This is a genomic window from Actinomadura sp. NBRC 104412, from assembly GCF_030269515.1.
Classification (GTDB): Bacteria; Actinomycetota; Actinomycetes; order Streptosporangiales; family Streptosporangiaceae; genus Spirillospora.
Genome location: NZ_BSTM01000034.1, coordinates 60,264 through 74,203, shown reverse-complemented (window position 1 = coordinate 74,203; position 13,940 = coordinate 60,264). Strand labels below are relative to the sequence as shown.

Sequence of the window (13,940 nt, the reverse complement as noted above, 5' to 3'; positions counted from 1 at the left end):
CGTTGTTCTACCGGGGCTCCACGTCCCGTTTCACCGCCCGGCGATCTGCCCGCGTGTCTCCCCGGACCGCATCCTTCAGGCCACAGAAAGCCTCGTTGTCCGGTTCGAAATCTCTGAGATCACCTCAATGTGACATGTGTTCTGGTTTCCGGCTTCTAGGATGTGTTCACTCCCTGTCAGGGTGGGCGGAAAGGGGCGTGAGGAGTGGCTCGGTTGGCGTTGGCTCGGTCGTTCATGCCGGAGTACGCCAGGCTGGAACCACGGTTGCGGCGGAGCGTCGAAGCGGCGGTCGCGAAGTTCGCCGAGCACACGCACGCCGGGCTGCATCTGGAGAAGATCAACGGGGCCAAGGACGACCGGATCCGGACGATACGGATCGATCAGAGCTGGCGCGGCGTCGTGCTGGCACCGGAAGAGGGAGACGTTTACTGCCTGCTCTCGGTGCGGGAACACGACAAGGCGATCGCGTACGCCAAGAGCAAGAAGTTCACCGTCAACCAGGTGATCGGTGTTCTGGAGGTCAGGGATCAGGAGGCGCTGGACCGCCTGTCGCCCGCGCTGGAGAAGGTGGCCGAGCACAGCGAGTACCGGCTGTTCGAGCATGTCTTCGACAAGGACCTCCTCAGGCTGGGCATCGATGCGGATCTGGTGCCTCTCGTCCGGCTGATCACACAGGACGCGCATCTTCAGGCTCTGGAAAAGCTGTTGCCGGAGCCGCAGTACATCGCGTTGCTGGCACTGGCGCAGGGGATGACGGTGCAGCAGGCGTGGGGGGAGGTCGCGCAGTGCATGACCACCGAGCAGCCTCCCCGGACCGTCGACACCACCGACCTGGTGACGGCGATGCAGCGAACGCCGGAAGAGGTCGTGTTCGTCAGCGGACCGGAGGAATTGCGGGACATTCTCGCGCACCCGTTCGACACCTGGCGGGTGTTCCTTCACCCCGTTCAGCGGAAGGTGGCTCTGAGAAAGTCCTACAGCGGGCCGGCGCAGGTGAGCGGCGGGGCCGGAACGGGGAAGACCGTGACGGCGCTGCACCGGGCGCGGTATCTGGCGATGGCCGATGAGAACGCGCGGATCCTGCTGACCACGTTCACCAAGAATCTGGCGGAGGCGCTGGACCGGCAACTGGGCCTGCTGATCGAGGACGAGGCGGTGCGCGGCCGGATCGAGGTCAAGCACATCGACAGCGTCTCGTACGGGATCGTCGCGCGGCATCACCGGCCGGGCATCGCCGGGACGGACGTGGTCGACCCCCTCTGGGAGGAGGCGGCGGACGGCCTGCCGTATTCGCCGACCTTCCTCCGCCGGGAATGGGAGCACGTCATCCTGGCCCAGGACCTGAAGAGCGAGGAGGAGTACCTGGCATGCGCCCGCACCGGGCGCGGCGTCCCGCTGTCCAGGTCACAGCGGTCGGCGGTGTGGAAGGCGGTCACCGTGGTCGTCGAGGAACTGGCCAGGGCGGGCAAGTCGGCGTTCCCGCAGCTAGCGAACGAGGCGGCCGATCTGACGGACGCGCCCGAGTACGACCATGTGATCATCGACGAGGCGCAGGACATGCATCCGACGCACTGGCGGCTGCTGCGGCGCCTGGTCGCGGACGGGCCCGACGACCTGTTCATCGTCGGCGACCCGCACCAGCGGATCTACGACAGCCATGTGTCGCTGGCGAGCCTCGGCATCAACGTGCGGGGGCGCAGCACGAAACTGAAGCTGAACTATCGCACCACGCAGGAGATACTCAGCTGGGCCGTGCCGCTGCTGGGCCTCACTCCCGCGCAGGGTCTGGACGACTCCGCCGACACGCTCGACGGGTACCGGTCGCCGATCCATGGGCGTCGGCCCACCGTCACCGCGTACAACGATCTGGACGCCGAACTCGACGGGCTCGTGCGGCAGGTGCGGCAGTGGCTTGACGAGGGGGTGGAGCCGACCGCGATCGGGGTCACCGCACGCGCCCGTTATCAGCTGGCCAGGGCGAGCACACGCTTGAAGGACGCCGGGATCAAGGCTTACCAGGTCGGCGGCAGGTCCGAGGGCGTCCGCGTCGGCACGATGCACAAGATGAAGGGACTGGAGTTCCGGTGCGTCGCAGTGATCGGCGTGAACGCCGGGACGCTGCCCTCGCCATCGGCCATCACCCCCGAGGACGAAGATCCGAAGGCGCACGCACAGGACGTACAGAAGGAACGCTGCCTGCTGTTCGTGGCGTGCACCCGGGCACGCGACCATCTGTACGTGTCGTACGCGGACGAGCCGAGCGAATTCCTTCCGCTACAGGAGACCTAGGCTGGAATCTCTGCCAGAAGCGCTTCGAGCACCGGTATCTGAGGGTGATCGTCGCCGACGGTGACGCGGATGTCGGTGAGCAGGTCCGACAACTCCTCGCGTCCGTGGGAAGTGTGGCCGGCGGAAAGATGAAGCCGTCCGATGCGTTCGCGGACGCGCAGCGCCATGTCGTCATAGGGATCGATTCGGGAGATGTCCGCCAGCAGCATTTCCAGCAGGTGGACAGCCTCGCCGGTATCGCCTAGCTGGGATGCGCATACCGCCTCTCGTTCGCGGCAGTGCAGGACCTTTTCGTCATCCGGCCCGTACCATTCGGCCAGACCGACCGCTGCGGTCCTGTAGGCGGGAAGCGCACGGCGGTGGTCACCCCCTTGGTCGAGCATCGAGGCCAGATCGAGTTGCAGGTGCAGGACCTCCCAGTCCTCCCCCAGAGCGATCTTCGCGGGCTCGACCATGTCGGAGAGCAGTTCGGCGGCCTGGGTGTACCTGCCTTCGGCGGCCAGATCGGCGGCCTCCACCCTGGTCTTCGCGACCAGCTCCCGCGTAGGCAGTTCCACGGGTTCCGAGGCCCGCTCCACGGACGAGGGAGCAGATGCGGACGCCGGGGCCGGACGAATGCGCGCCTGCACGCTCGCGTACAGGCGCATGAGGTGGGAGGTCTGGGCGGCGAGGTCGACGCTTCCGGGCAGCGGTTCCAGGTCCGTCACGAAGTCGACGACGCGCTCGTACACCTCGTGCGCGCTCGCGGGACGCTCCGCAGGGTGCTTGGCCAGCATCTGAAGGACAAGGGCGTCGAGCGCAACGGGAAGGTCGGGCCGTAGCCGGCGGGGAGGTTCCGGGACATCGTCCTCATGGCGCCGCAGCACTTCGTACGGGGTATCGGCCGGGAAGACCTGCCGTCCGGTAAGGAGCTCGTAGAGGACGCAACCCAGAGAGTAAAGATCGCTCTGCGGGCAGGGGTTCCCGTACATCTGTTCGGGCGAGGCGTAACCCGGCGTATAGGGAGCGCCCTCACCCGTTGAAGTACGGCGAACGTCGCCAGGGGCGAGGCCCACGGCGACTCCGAAATCGAGGATTTTGACCGAGCCGTCGTTGCACAGCATCAAGTTGCTCGGCTTGAGGTCGCGATGCACCAAGGGACGCTGGTGGGCTACGGAGAGGACCGCGCAGACTTGCGCGGCGATGAAAGCCACCCACGGAACGGGAAGGGTTCCATGGGCATCGATGAGGTGGTCGAGGGTCACTCCGTCGAGGTACTGCATCACGAGATAGAAGGAATGTCCGCGCCTCTCGTCGTAGTGCTCGCCGAGGTCATGGACTATCGGCACGCCTGGATGGTCGAGCCATGCGGTACTTCGGGCCTCCTGCTCGAAGCGGTCCTTGAGTTCGTCGCTCACATCGGCCAAGGAGACGAAGATGAACTTGACCGCCAGCCTGCGGTCGAGGAGCTTGTCGTAGGCACGCCACACCTCTCCCATACCCCCGCGCGCGATCGGCTGGTCGATTTCGTAGCGGTCCGCCAGAACGAGCCCCCGCCGCATTGTCCCTCCCCGCGTCCTACAAGCCTCGTTCGCCTGCCTAGTGTGCTCGTGACCGGCCGTTCCGCCAAGACTGAAGGTGGGCGGTTCCGGCTCGGCCATTTCGGCCGACCGGGCCGGCGAGACTGGGCGGCTATTCGTACTCGGTGCCGCCCTTGCGGGTCAGGTAGGCGGGGGAGATGAACTTGGCGATGGCCCGGCCGCCGGTGATGGGGCTGTAGCGTTCCTTCGCCGGGCGGACGACCAGGCCCTCGCGCAGGTGGGCGGACGTTCCCGACACCGTTTCGCGTCCGCTGGCCAGCTCGATCAGGATGCGCTCGGTGTACGGGCCCTCGTACAGGCGAGGGACGGCGGGCAGGTCGACCTTGGCCAGGACGTCGGCCAGTTCGTCCGGGTTCAGCCAGCGGACGGCGCCGTCCGGGCCGGCCACGGCGATGTCGAACACCGCGTAGCCGACGCGGTCGCCGGTGGCGTTGGCGCCGTACGCGAGGTCCTGGACGCCGCGTCCGAAGACCTCGCCGAAGACGCCCACGCGGTCGGCGCCGAGGAGATCGGCGACGCGGCGGGCGGCGTCGGGCACGCCGTAGGACTCGACGGCGCGCCAGTACAGGTTCTTCGGGTCGTGCGCCAGTGCCAGCCGCTTGGCGCCGAAGCCCTTGGACGACACGAACGTCTCGTCCCCGATCAGGGAGAACAGGCAGGCCGAGCCGTGGATCTTCTCGGTGGCGACGACCGGCTCGCCGGGCTCGAACATGGCGGGGTAGCGCTTGATGTCCTCGATCTCGATCCAGGGGAGCAGGTCGGGTGCGGGCACCACCTCGCCGGCCATGTGCACCGGGACGGGCGGCACCCACTTGGTGACGCCGAGCTCGGCCGCGAAGTCCCGTCCCTGGGCGTTGGCCTCGGCCAGGTCGATGCCGTCGACGGCCTTGGGCAGGCACACGATGCCCTGGGACAGCTCGCCGCGCAGCCGCACCGCCTTGACGCGGTTCTTCTCCGAGCCCGCCAGCTTGCCGACCAGGCCGAGCTCGGCGATCAGGTCGTCGGGCAGGACGGAGCCCTCCGGGATGTACAGCGCCCAGTCACCGGTCCTGAACTGCCCCTTGGCGACGACCGCGCGGTAGAGCCCGACCTGGGCGAGCTCGAGAGCGTCCGCGTTGTCGTGCGGATGGATCGTGAGCCGTTCGGCGGTCACTCGCAGCGTCGACATCCCCGTCCCTTTCCACAACGTCCCAGGGGAACCTGCGGCAAGGGTGCCAACGTCCGGGCGCCACGGGCAAAGCATTTACCAAAATGTCGGGCACGCACCGGTCTGGTGCGTGCCCGCTCCCGGAAGTCAGCCGGCGAGGATCTCGTCGGCCGAGCTGACGACGTGGTCGACGAAGCCGTAGTCGCGGGCCTCCTCGGCGGTGTAGTAGTGGTCGCGGTCGGAGTCGGCCTCGATCCGCTCCACCGGCTGCCCGGTGTGGAAGGCGATGCGCTCCTGCACGAGCCGCTTGACGTAGCGCATCTGCTCGGCCTGGATGCGGATGTCGGACGCCGTCCCGGCGATGCCCCCGGACGGCTGGTGCATCAGGATGCTGGCGTGCGGCAGCGCGTACCGCTTCCCGGGCGCGCCCGCGCACAGCAGGAACTGGCCCATGGACGCGGTGAACCCCATCGACAGCGTGGCCACGTCGTTCGGGACGAACTGCATCACGTCGTAGATCGCCAGCCCGGCCGTCACCGAGCCGCCGGGCGAGTTGATGTAGAGGTGGATGTCGCGGTGCCGGTCCTCGGCTGACAGCAGCAGTATCTGGGCGCAGATCCGGTTGGCGATGTCGTCGTCCACCTGCTGCCCCAGCACGATGATGCGGGCGTGCAGCAGCCGCTGGAACACATCGTCTCCGGCCAGGGACGGCGCGGGGGCTTCGGCGGTACGCAGCGCGGGTGCGGTCAGCATGGTCAAGCCGGCATGGTCAGTGTCGTAGACGGTCATGGCGCCAGGTAACCGGCGGGCGCGGCGGAGCGTCCAACAACCGGCCGGGCCTCTTTGACAACCAGGGGTTGTCAATCTCACTCTTGACGACATGGAACCCGATCTCCAGGGGATGCGCGCCTTCGTCGCCGCGGCCGAGGAGCTGCATTTCGGACGGGCGGCGGAACGGCTGTCGCTCACCCAGCAGGCGCTGTCCAAACGGATACGCCGACTGGAGAACGCCCTGGTCACACCCCTTTTCACGCGGACGACGCGCCGGGTCGAGCTGACCGCGGCGGGGCGCCGGTTCCTGCCGCTGGCGCGGGACGCCCTGGCCGCGTACGACCTCGCCGTCACCGCCATGCGGGAGAGCCCGGCCGAGCCGCTGCGCGTGGATGTGTTCGCTGAGCGCTTCACGCCGCTGCGGATCCTGCGAGAGACCGCCGAGCGCGTCCCAGGGCTGCACGTGGAGCCCAGCATGCGGCAGGGGCTCGCCAACGCCCTCCCCGCCGTGTGGAGCGGCGCGCTCGATGCCGCGTTCGGCCGCGTCCACACCAGTGCGCTCGGGCCACTACGGGACGAGCGGCGCCCGTCTTCGGACGGCTGGCCCGACGAGCTGGCCTATCGGCCCGTCCACCTCGTCCCGTTGGACGCGTTCGCGTTCACCGGGCATGCCCTGGCCGACCGGAAGACGCTGCCCATCGCGGAGATCAGGCGATGGGGCATCGCCATGCCGCATCCCGGGGGCGCCCACGAGTGGCACGACTACCTGGTGCGGCTGAGCGAGGAGCTGCGCGTCCCGGTCCGGTACGGGGAGGTCGCGATCGGCGTCCGGGACAGCACGGCCCAGTTGCGGCGGGAGACCCATGCGGTGGCGCTGGGCGAGCGCGGCATGGATCTGCCGCGCGACCCGGGGCTGCGGCAGATCCCGCTGATCGACCCGGTGCCGCTGCACCTGTGGTCGGTCGTCTGGCGGCGCGGCAACCGCGATCCCCGGCTGGTCCGGCTGCTCCAGGCGCTGCCGCGTCCGGAGGCCGGGCCGGGGGTGGGCACCTGGCTTCCGGCCTCCGACCGCGCCGTCCTGGACGCCTGGCTGCGAGCCCGCGACGCGCCGCCCGGTGAGAGCAGCCGCGCCGGGGCGACCTCCTGACGGTGCACGATCACGCCGAACCACTGCCCCAGCCTGCCGCCGGTCACTCCGCATCCACCCGGCCTGAGCCGGTCAGGGACGCAGGGCGCCGGTGGACAGGCCGTCGAAGGCGAGCGTGAGGAACTGGCGGCCCGACTCATTCATGGTGGTCAGGAGTTTCTCGAACGCTGCCAGCCGGGTGAACGCCTCGCCGTAGCGGCGTTGGTCGTCCAGCGAAAGCCGGGGCAGCGGGGCGCGGCGCAGGTCGACGCGGTTGGAGACGCTGGTGCTCCGGGCCGCCGCCGCGCGTGCCGCGATGTGCAGGAAGCCCGCCAGGAAGCGCGGGTCGAAATGCTCCGGCGCGGCCCGCACGAGGTACAGGTTGGTGCCGAGCACGGCTCCGTGTTCGGCCTCCTGGACGACGCGGGGCGTGGTGCCGCGTGTCGTGGCGGGAAGGACGACGTCGCCGGTCTGGAGGAGCACGTGGTCGTCGTGGAGGGCGGTGCGTTGTGAAGGCGCGGTCTCGTCCAGGATGTCCTGAAGGGTCAGCACGGGCACGTCGCCGGGTTCGAACGGGGTCTTGAGGGGCGTCTGGCGGATGGCCAGCAGCCCGGCCTTGGCCTGCTCACCGAACGTACTCACCGAGAGCGCGGTCCCGTCAGGCTCCTCAAGGGCGGGGAGGACGCGGCCCAGCTCGTCCAGGAGGCCGGCGAGTTCCGTGCGGAACGCGGCGAACCCCTTCTCGGACGTCCGCTGGACGTACCGGGCCGGGTTCAGGTCGACCTCCTCATCCAGCAGGTCGATGATCCGTACCGCGCGTCCGACGCCGGGCTCGTCGTAGCCGCCGGACGGGTCGTCCCTGAACCGCCGCCACGCCTTCACGGCCCGGTCGTGGAACTCCCCGTCACCGGCCACCATCAGGACGTGGTCGGCGCGTGGGTCGCCGGGCGCGGGACGCCGCATGATCCAGATCGACAGCGGCACCGCCATGTTGGGGACGGCCCCCACCGGCAGCCCGACGACCGCGCGCAGCACTCCGCTGCGCAGTAGCTGCGCCCGGATCCTGCGACCGGACCGCCGTCCCGCCGCCGCCGGGGGCATGACCATCGCGACCGTGCCGCCCGGCCTGGTACGGGCCAGCGCGTGCTGGACCCAGGCCAGCTCGGATTCCATGCGCGGCGGCAGACCGTACTCCCAGCGGGGGTCGGCGGTCAGTTCCTCGTAGCCCCAGTTGCGGTCGTTGAACGGCGGGCTGGTGACCACCACATCGGCCTGGAGGTCGGGAAAGGCGTCCCGGCGCAGCGAGTCGCCCGGACGGATGTCGGCGTCGCCCGTGCGCAGCGCGAGGCGGATCGCGGTGATCGCGGCCGTGGTCTCGTCGGCCTCCTGCCCGAGGACCCGGCCGGCGCCCCGCTCCAGCCCGCCCAGCAGGAACCCGCCGGACCCGCACGCGGGATCGAACACGGTGCCGCCGTCCAGGCCCACCAGGTCGAACACCAGCCGGACCACCGGCTCGGGCGTCCCGTACACGCGGCGCTTGTGCAGTTCGAAATAGCGCTCCCGCAGAAACTCGAACGCCTCGGGCACGCCCCGCGCGTCCGCCAGGTCCGCCAGCCCGCGGACGAGCGCCACCCGCCCCTCGGGGAACCAGTCGGCTTCGAGCACACCCGGCAGTTCCCTCGCCAGCTCCTCATCGTCGCGCTTGGACAGCGTGCGCCATGTGTGGGGCTCGCGGTGCAGGAAGAGCAGGAACGTTCCAGCGAACAGGATCACATCGGAGAGCCGCGTCCCGTCGGCGGCCTTCCGCAGTTCCTGCCAGAGTTCCTCACCCGCGGCCTCGCGCTTCAGCTTTCCCTGGGCCTGAAGCCAGGCGCGTACCTCCCGCAGGGAGAACGAGGGACTGGTCGCGGTGCCGCCCACCGGTTCGGGAAAGTCCTCGTGGCGTCGGCGCCAGTTGCTCACCGCCGCCCGCCCCACCCCGGCGAGCCGGGCGATGTCTGCGGCGGTCACCGTCGCGTCCTGCTGCACGTCCACTCCCGATCCGGCCGTGAACGCAACGCTACCGCAGCATTCTGAAACCATTCAACAACGACCCTCCAGCCTGTTGACCGTATCAACGGTCCGCGAGGAGGGTCTGCGCGTCGCCGGACGGTGTGCTCCCCCGTCCCGGCCTAGACGGATGCGGTCCAGGCGCTGAGGCGCTCCAGGAAGGTGGTCGCTGTCGCAGGGTGAGGCTCGGTCAGCAGCGACACGTGGAAGGCATGCGGCATGCCCTCGTAGATGTCCAACGAGACGGGCGTACCCGCTGCCGCGAGCGCATCCGCGTAGCCGCGGTTGTCGTCCAAGAGGACTTCTCCTGCGCCGACCACGATGAGCGATGGCGGAAGGCCCGACAAGTCGCCGTGCAATGGTGATTGGGGGGCCTGGTCGGGGGCGGCGCCGTTCAGGTACTGGGCCACGATGCGTTCCAGCACGGGACGGTTCAGCATGTCGTCGGCCGCAGGGGCGTCGATCGACCGTCCGGACAGGGTCAGGTCGGTGATGGCGGAGACCGCCACCACGCCCGCCGGGAAGGGGATCCGCTCCGCGCGCATCGTGTGGAGGGCCGACAGCACCAGCGTCCCGCCCGCGGACTCGCCCAGCAGCACGATGCGGCTCGCCGGGACGTCCTGGTCGAGCAGGCTTCGATACGCCGCGAGCACGTCGTCGTGCGCCGCCGGGAAGGGGTGGGCGGGCGCGAGGCGGTAGTCCACCGCGAACACCGGGCGGCCGGTCGCCTTCGAGAACAGGTACGCCATGACGCGTTCGAACTCGGGGTTGTGCTGCTCGAAACCGCCGCCGTGCGCGTACAGCGTCACCCCTGCGTCCACCGCCGTACGGCCCGTGGCGTTCATCCACTGGCCCGGCACGCCGCCGGTGTGCGGGAGCGCGGGCGCGCCGTCGGCGTCGTCGGGCAGCGGCGGCCCACTGGCCGTCAGGGTGCCGATCGCGGCGACGATGGTCGCGAGGTCATCCGGCCCGGTGACGCGGGTGACGACCGGGCCTTCCGGCTCACGAGACGGGGACGCGTTCATGATCGGTTGAACCACCCGCCGGTCGGCCCTTGTTCCCCGCGAGCCCTACCGCCTCATGGGAGGGCCGGCCCAGCGGTGGCGAACGGAGGACCCTGGTCAGGGTTTCGCGTTGGAGGGCGGCGTCGGCCGGGTGGGTTGGAGGGCGTTCAGGGCGGCGTTGAGGAGGCCCTTGGCGCTGGCGGCCAGGACGGTGGTCCAGTCGAAGTAGTCGCGCCAAAGGGTGATCTTGCCGTCGTGGACCTCGAAGGTGCCGCAGACCCAGAACTCGGCGCGCCAGGAGTTGATGGCCAGGGCGTCGGTGCGTTCGGTGAGGACGGTGGAGCCGTTCTCGGCGATGCGGTGGACGCGGGCCTCGAAGCCGGTGCCGTAGCGGGCCATGGCCCTCATCTGCCGCTCGAACGCCTTGATGCCGCGGGCCGGGGGCAGGGGGACGTTCTGGTACACGATCTGCGGGTCGGCGTAGGTGAGGGCGCGGTCGACGTCCAGGTCTTCGAGGGCCGACAGGAAAGCGGTCACGATCTCGGTCGACATGGGAACCTCCGATGGCGCGGTTGCGCGAAGCGCTTCACGCTATACGCCCATCCGGCGCAGGAGGAGCCGACTTGCGGCACCGCCGGCAGAGATCGCCGCAATCGGTCAGATCATCCCGACCACCGCATCTCCTCCCCTTACCCCTGTCAACATCGGAGTGAGTCAACCCAGGAAGTCGGCGGCCCACACGAAGGCGAGGAATGTCGTGAAGGCAGGGGAGACCACGCTTCGAGAACTGATCCAGGGCGAGAAGCAGTTCGTGATCCCTCTCTATCAGCGCACGTATGCCTGGGTCACCGAACAACTCCAGACCCTCTGGAGTGACATCCTGGATCAGTCGGACGCGCTGTCCCGCGGCCAGGCGACCACTCATTTCCTCGGTTCCGTTGGGCCGCGCGGGAGGAGGCGAGGGCGGGCAGCAACTCGGTGCGCTCTCCCGCGTCCACCTCCTCCTGCCGCCAGCCCTTGGGGTCGATGGCATAGCCGATCAGGAAGAGGAGCCGATCGATCGCGATCTTCGGTTCCATCCGGAGCCGGCCCGGCCGTTGTCGCGCAGCCGCAGCGCGGTGGTGGCCGGGCCGAAGTCCGCCTCCGCGCGCCGCAACGCCTCCGCCTGATCGGTGGCCACGGGGCGGAGCGCGTATGCGGCGAGAGCGTCGGAGATGCCGCGAAGCGTTGGGCAATGCCGGGTGCCGCAGGCGCGGCACGCGCCGTGGCCACGGGCGTCCTTGCCGGGGCGGTGGACCGCCAGCACGGCGGTCAGCGCCGCTCCGCAGGCCAGCACCAGTCCGCGCGCCTCCCGGGCGAGGTCCCGGCTGTGAGGGTCGGCGTCCAGTGCCTCCGCGCATTGCCCAAGGAGCAGTGGATCGGCGCGCATCGCGGCCATCATCGCCGCCTGAACCTGCCGATCGACGCGGGTGTGGACATCCTCGAAGGCCGGGGTCACTCCGTCCACTCCCCTACGAAGGTGACGGTGACCTTGCGGCCGTGCTCGTCACCGTGCCAGCCCCAGCTCTCGGCGACGCACGCGATGGTGAGCAGGCCGCGCCCGCCCTCGGCGAGCCGATCCGCATCATGGACGACGGGCTCGGTCGGACCGCCCTGGTCCCCGACCGCGATCACCACGCCGCCGCAGCCGCGGAGGACCTCGACCGTGAACGCGCCGCCCTCCTGACCGGACCTGGTGTGCCGGAGAGCGTTCCCGACGAGTTCGCCCGCCGTGAGCTGGACGTCGTCGAGGTAGGGACAGCCGGACAGCAGGCAGCCGACGAAGCCGCGTGCCGCGCGGGCCTGCTCGGTACGGCCGGGAAAGGTCCGCCGCCAGTACAGCGGCACCGCGGGCTCGGCGGCGGGAAGGAGCGCCAGGGACATCGGGACACCTCGGGGTCTGGATCGCCTTGCGGAGCGCTCGCAAGCGCGTTGCATCACCGTCACATCGTCACAACATCGGGCCATCCGAACCCGACGAATCGCCACGCCGCCCGTTCTGACCAGGGAATTAGCACTTTCATGCCGCGCACAACCGAGCTTCGCACGTGCGATCGGGGTCGTGCGTCGTTTGCACATCCGAACGCGGCATGTGCGAATCCCGCACGTGCGGATTTCTCAAGCGGCGACGTGACGTGCACGAGCGTCGATACCGTGACCCGATCCGGCCAATCGATTGCCAGTTCGAGTTTGCTAGCACAAACCTAGATATCGACACGCAGAGTGATCGATCCGTTACAGTCACGTCGAGACGCGAGGAGAACGGTCATGCCGAGCCCCTACGTCCGCCGCCGCCGGCTCGCGGCCGAGCTCCGCAAGATCCGTGAGAACCGTGGCCTCACCACGGATGAGCTGGCCAAGCTCGTCTACCAGTCCCGAACCAAGATCACTCGCCTGGAGACGGCCCAAATCCGTCCCGACGTGGGTGAGGTAATGACCATCCTTGAGGCCCTCGGTGTCGAGGGCACCCGATATGACAAGCTCGTCCGCCTGGCGCGCGACGCTTCAACGAAGGGCTGGTGGGATCGATATGGCACCCCGATGGGCCATCGGCAGAAAATCTACGCCGACCTCGAATCCAGCGCCGAGACGATCAGGAGCTACGACCAAACAGCGATGCCCGCAGTCCTACAAAGCCCTGACTTCATCCAAGCTCTGGTCGACCTCGACCGGTGTCAAGGCCCGCTGAGCTACCGTCCCGAGCGGATGGCTGATGCCCGTAGGGAGCGTCAGGAAAGCCTGCTCCGAGAGGGTGGCCCTTCCTACGAGACTGTCTTGGACGAGTGCATCATCCATCGACTCGCCCTCCCCGCCTCAGTCAAGGTCAGCCAACTCCACCACATCATGTCCCTGGTCGCCAGGGTGGAACGAATCAAGATCCGCGTCCTGCCTCACGACGCTATGATCCCCGGCGGCTTTCCGCCGAGATCATCCTTCTATCTCTTCACGTTCCCAGACCCGGCTGATCCGCCCATAGCAGCTATCGACACCGTCACCACCGATCTGGTGCTCAGCGGGACGGATGAGGTAAGCCGCTACGTCGACATGTTCGATCGGCTTCGCAAGGCCGCACTACCCCCTGCGCACAGCCTCACCTACCTCAAGGGGGTAGCCGACAAGCTCATGCAGCAGGCAGAATCGGATCATGACGAAGCACGATGTGACCTGGCGTAAATCACGCCACAGCGAGCCCAACGGTGCGTGCGTCGAAGTTGGGTACGTCACTGACGGGACGATCCGGGTCCGCGACACCAAACAGCACAGGCAAGGCCCGATCTTGGAGTTCACTCGGGCCGAGTGGTCAGCCTTCCTCGACTACATCCGCAACCTCTCATCAAAGGGTTAGGCGCCCACGCACTACACAGAATGGCGCAAGTCTCGTCACGGCGACTGCATCGAGGCCGGGCAGGCTCCCGACGGCACAGTCAGCGTCCGTGACACCAAGCAGCACGGCTGTGGGCCGATCTTGCGGTTTACTCGGGACGAGTGGGCAGCCTTCCTGGGCTACGTCCGCAACCACTCCCACGACGGTTAGGCATTACACCATGCGTATGCACCACACGAGCTGGCGCAAGTCACGCCCACAGCGAGCCCAACGGCGCGTGCGTCGAAGTTGGGTACGCCGCTGATAGGACGATCCGGGTCCGCGACATCAAACAGCACGGGCAAGGCCCGATCTTGGAATTCACGCGTATCGAGTGGGCGTCCTTCTTGCAAGACGTCCGAGGTACTCAAGTTCCTTAAACCCAGGCGTCCTTACATCCGCCGTGGCCGACCAAGCAAGGATCATCAGCATGACCAAGCACTACTCAGGCTGGCGGAAGTCACGACGCAGTGATCCGAACGGCCACTGTGTCGAGATCGCTCGGGCCAGTGACGAGACGATCGGCGTCCGCGACACCAAGCAACACGGCCATGGCCCCATCCTGGAATTC

14 protein-coding genes and 2 pseudogenes are annotated in these 13,940 nt (G+C 68.5%); 8 read left to right on the top strand and 8 right to left on the bottom strand.

Translation table 11 applies throughout. From position 1 onward, the window contains the following. Positions 1-204: 204 nt before the first annotated feature. A complete protein-coding gene (locus QSK21_RS30705) occupies positions 205-2,289 on the top strand; it encodes a UvrD-helicase domain-containing protein (protein ID WP_285700976.1) in 2,085 nt (694 codons plus the stop codon). On the opposite strand, the gene QSK21_RS30700 is transcribed toward QSK21_RS30705, so the two are convergent. The 3 genes from QSK21_RS30700 to QSK21_RS30690 form a co-directional block, all read right to left on the bottom strand. After that, entirely contained in the window at positions 2,286-3,830 is a 1,545-nt protein-coding gene (locus tag QSK21_RS30700; RefSeq protein WP_285700975.1) for a serine/threonine-protein kinase, read from the bottom strand. The genes QSK21_RS30705 and QSK21_RS30700 overlap by 4 nt on opposite strands. A gap of 130 nt (positions 3,831-3,960) precedes the next feature. Then, complete coding sequence (locus tag QSK21_RS30695) at positions 3,961-5,037, bottom strand: RNA ligase (ATP) (RefSeq protein WP_285700974.1); 1,077 nt, start codon at positions 5,035-5,037, stop codon at positions 3,961-3,963. Between the two features lie 126 nt (positions 5,038-5,163). Further along, positions 5,164-5,769 (bottom strand): ClpP family protease, encoded by a 606-nt coding sequence (locus QSK21_RS30690; protein ID WP_285700979.1) that lies wholly within the window; start codon positions 5,767-5,769, stop codon positions 5,164-5,166. A gap of 127 nt (positions 5,770-5,896) precedes the next feature. Between QSK21_RS30690 and QSK21_RS30685 the strand changes: the two genes are divergently transcribed. After that, positions 5,897-6,934 carry a LysR family transcriptional regulator gene (locus QSK21_RS30685; protein WP_285700973.1) on the top strand — a complete coding sequence of 346 codons (1,038 nt, stop codon included), beginning with the start codon at positions 5,897-5,899 and terminating at the stop codon, positions 6,932-6,934. A 72-nt stretch (positions 6,935-7,006) separates the two neighbouring features. Here QSK21_RS30685 and QSK21_RS30680 read toward each other — a convergent pair whose 3' ends face one another. The 3 genes from QSK21_RS30680 to QSK21_RS30670 form a co-directional block, all read right to left on the bottom strand. Beyond that, positions 7,007-8,923, bottom strand: coding sequence for an HsdM family class I SAM-dependent methyltransferase (locus tag QSK21_RS30680; protein WP_285700972.1), 1,917 nt, complete (start codon positions 8,921-8,923; stop codon positions 7,007-7,009). Between the two features lie 161 nt (positions 8,924-9,084). Next, on the bottom strand, positions 9,085-9,987 hold the full coding sequence (locus QSK21_RS30675; RefSeq protein ID WP_285700971.1) for an alpha/beta hydrolase: 903 nt from the start codon (positions 9,985-9,987) through the stop codon (positions 9,085-9,087). A 96-nt stretch (positions 9,988-10,083) separates the two neighbouring features. Beyond that, entirely contained in the window at positions 10,084-10,518 is a 435-nt protein-coding gene (locus QSK21_RS30670; protein ID WP_285700970.1) for a limonene-1,2-epoxide hydrolase family protein, read from the bottom strand. On the opposite strand from QSK21_RS30670, the pseudogene QSK21_RS36235 reads away from it, so the two are divergent. Continuing rightward, positions 10,517-10,894 (top strand): annotated as a pseudogene (locus tag QSK21_RS36235) (DUF262 domain-containing protein); the annotation flags it as partial. The gene QSK21_RS30670 and the pseudogene QSK21_RS36235 sit on opposite strands and share 2 nt — an antisense overlap. 111 nt (positions 10,895-11,005) lie before the next feature. Here QSK21_RS36235 and QSK21_RS30665 read toward each other — a convergent pair. Beyond that, the gene (locus QSK21_RS30665) at positions 11,006-11,395 is read right to left on the bottom strand and encodes a hypothetical protein (RefSeq protein ID WP_285700969.1); all 390 of its coding nucleotides are present in this window, start codon (positions 11,393-11,395) and stop codon (positions 11,006-11,008) included. Positions 11,396-11,460: 65 nt separating this feature from the next. Further along, positions 11,461-11,889 (bottom strand): ATP-binding protein, encoded by a 429-nt coding sequence (locus QSK21_RS30660; RefSeq protein WP_285700968.1) that lies wholly within the window; start codon positions 11,887-11,889, stop codon positions 11,461-11,463. A gap of 384 nt (positions 11,890-12,273) precedes the next feature. On the opposite strand from QSK21_RS30660, the gene QSK21_RS30655 reads away from it, so the two are divergent. The 5 genes and pseudogenes from QSK21_RS30655 to QSK21_RS30635 form a co-directional block, all read left to right on the top strand. After that, positions 12,274-13,179: a helix-turn-helix domain-containing protein gene (locus tag QSK21_RS30655; protein ID WP_285700967.1), complete on the top strand. Its 906-nt coding sequence runs from the start codon at positions 12,274-12,276 to the stop codon at positions 13,177-13,179. Further along, positions 13,151-13,351 (top strand): DUF397 domain-containing protein, encoded by a 201-nt coding sequence (locus QSK21_RS30650; protein WP_285700966.1) that lies wholly within the window; start codon positions 13,151-13,153, stop codon positions 13,349-13,351. The genes QSK21_RS30655 and QSK21_RS30650 overlap by 29 nt, the downstream gene beginning before the upstream one ends. Positions 13,352-13,381: 30 nt before the next feature. Continuing rightward, a pseudogene (locus QSK21_RS30645) lies at positions 13,382-13,540 on the top strand (DUF397 domain-containing protein); the annotation flags it as partial. Beyond that, positions 13,492-13,749: a DUF397 domain-containing protein gene (locus QSK21_RS30640; RefSeq protein ID WP_285700965.1), complete on the top strand. Its 258-nt coding sequence runs from the start codon at positions 13,492-13,494 to the stop codon at positions 13,747-13,749. The pseudogene QSK21_RS30645 and the gene QSK21_RS30640, both read left to right, overlap by 49 nt. Positions 13,750-13,799: 50 nt before the next feature. Further along, a partial coding sequence (locus QSK21_RS30635; protein WP_285700978.1) for a DUF397 domain-containing protein occupies positions 13,800-13,940 on the top strand: 141 nt, incomplete at its 3' end.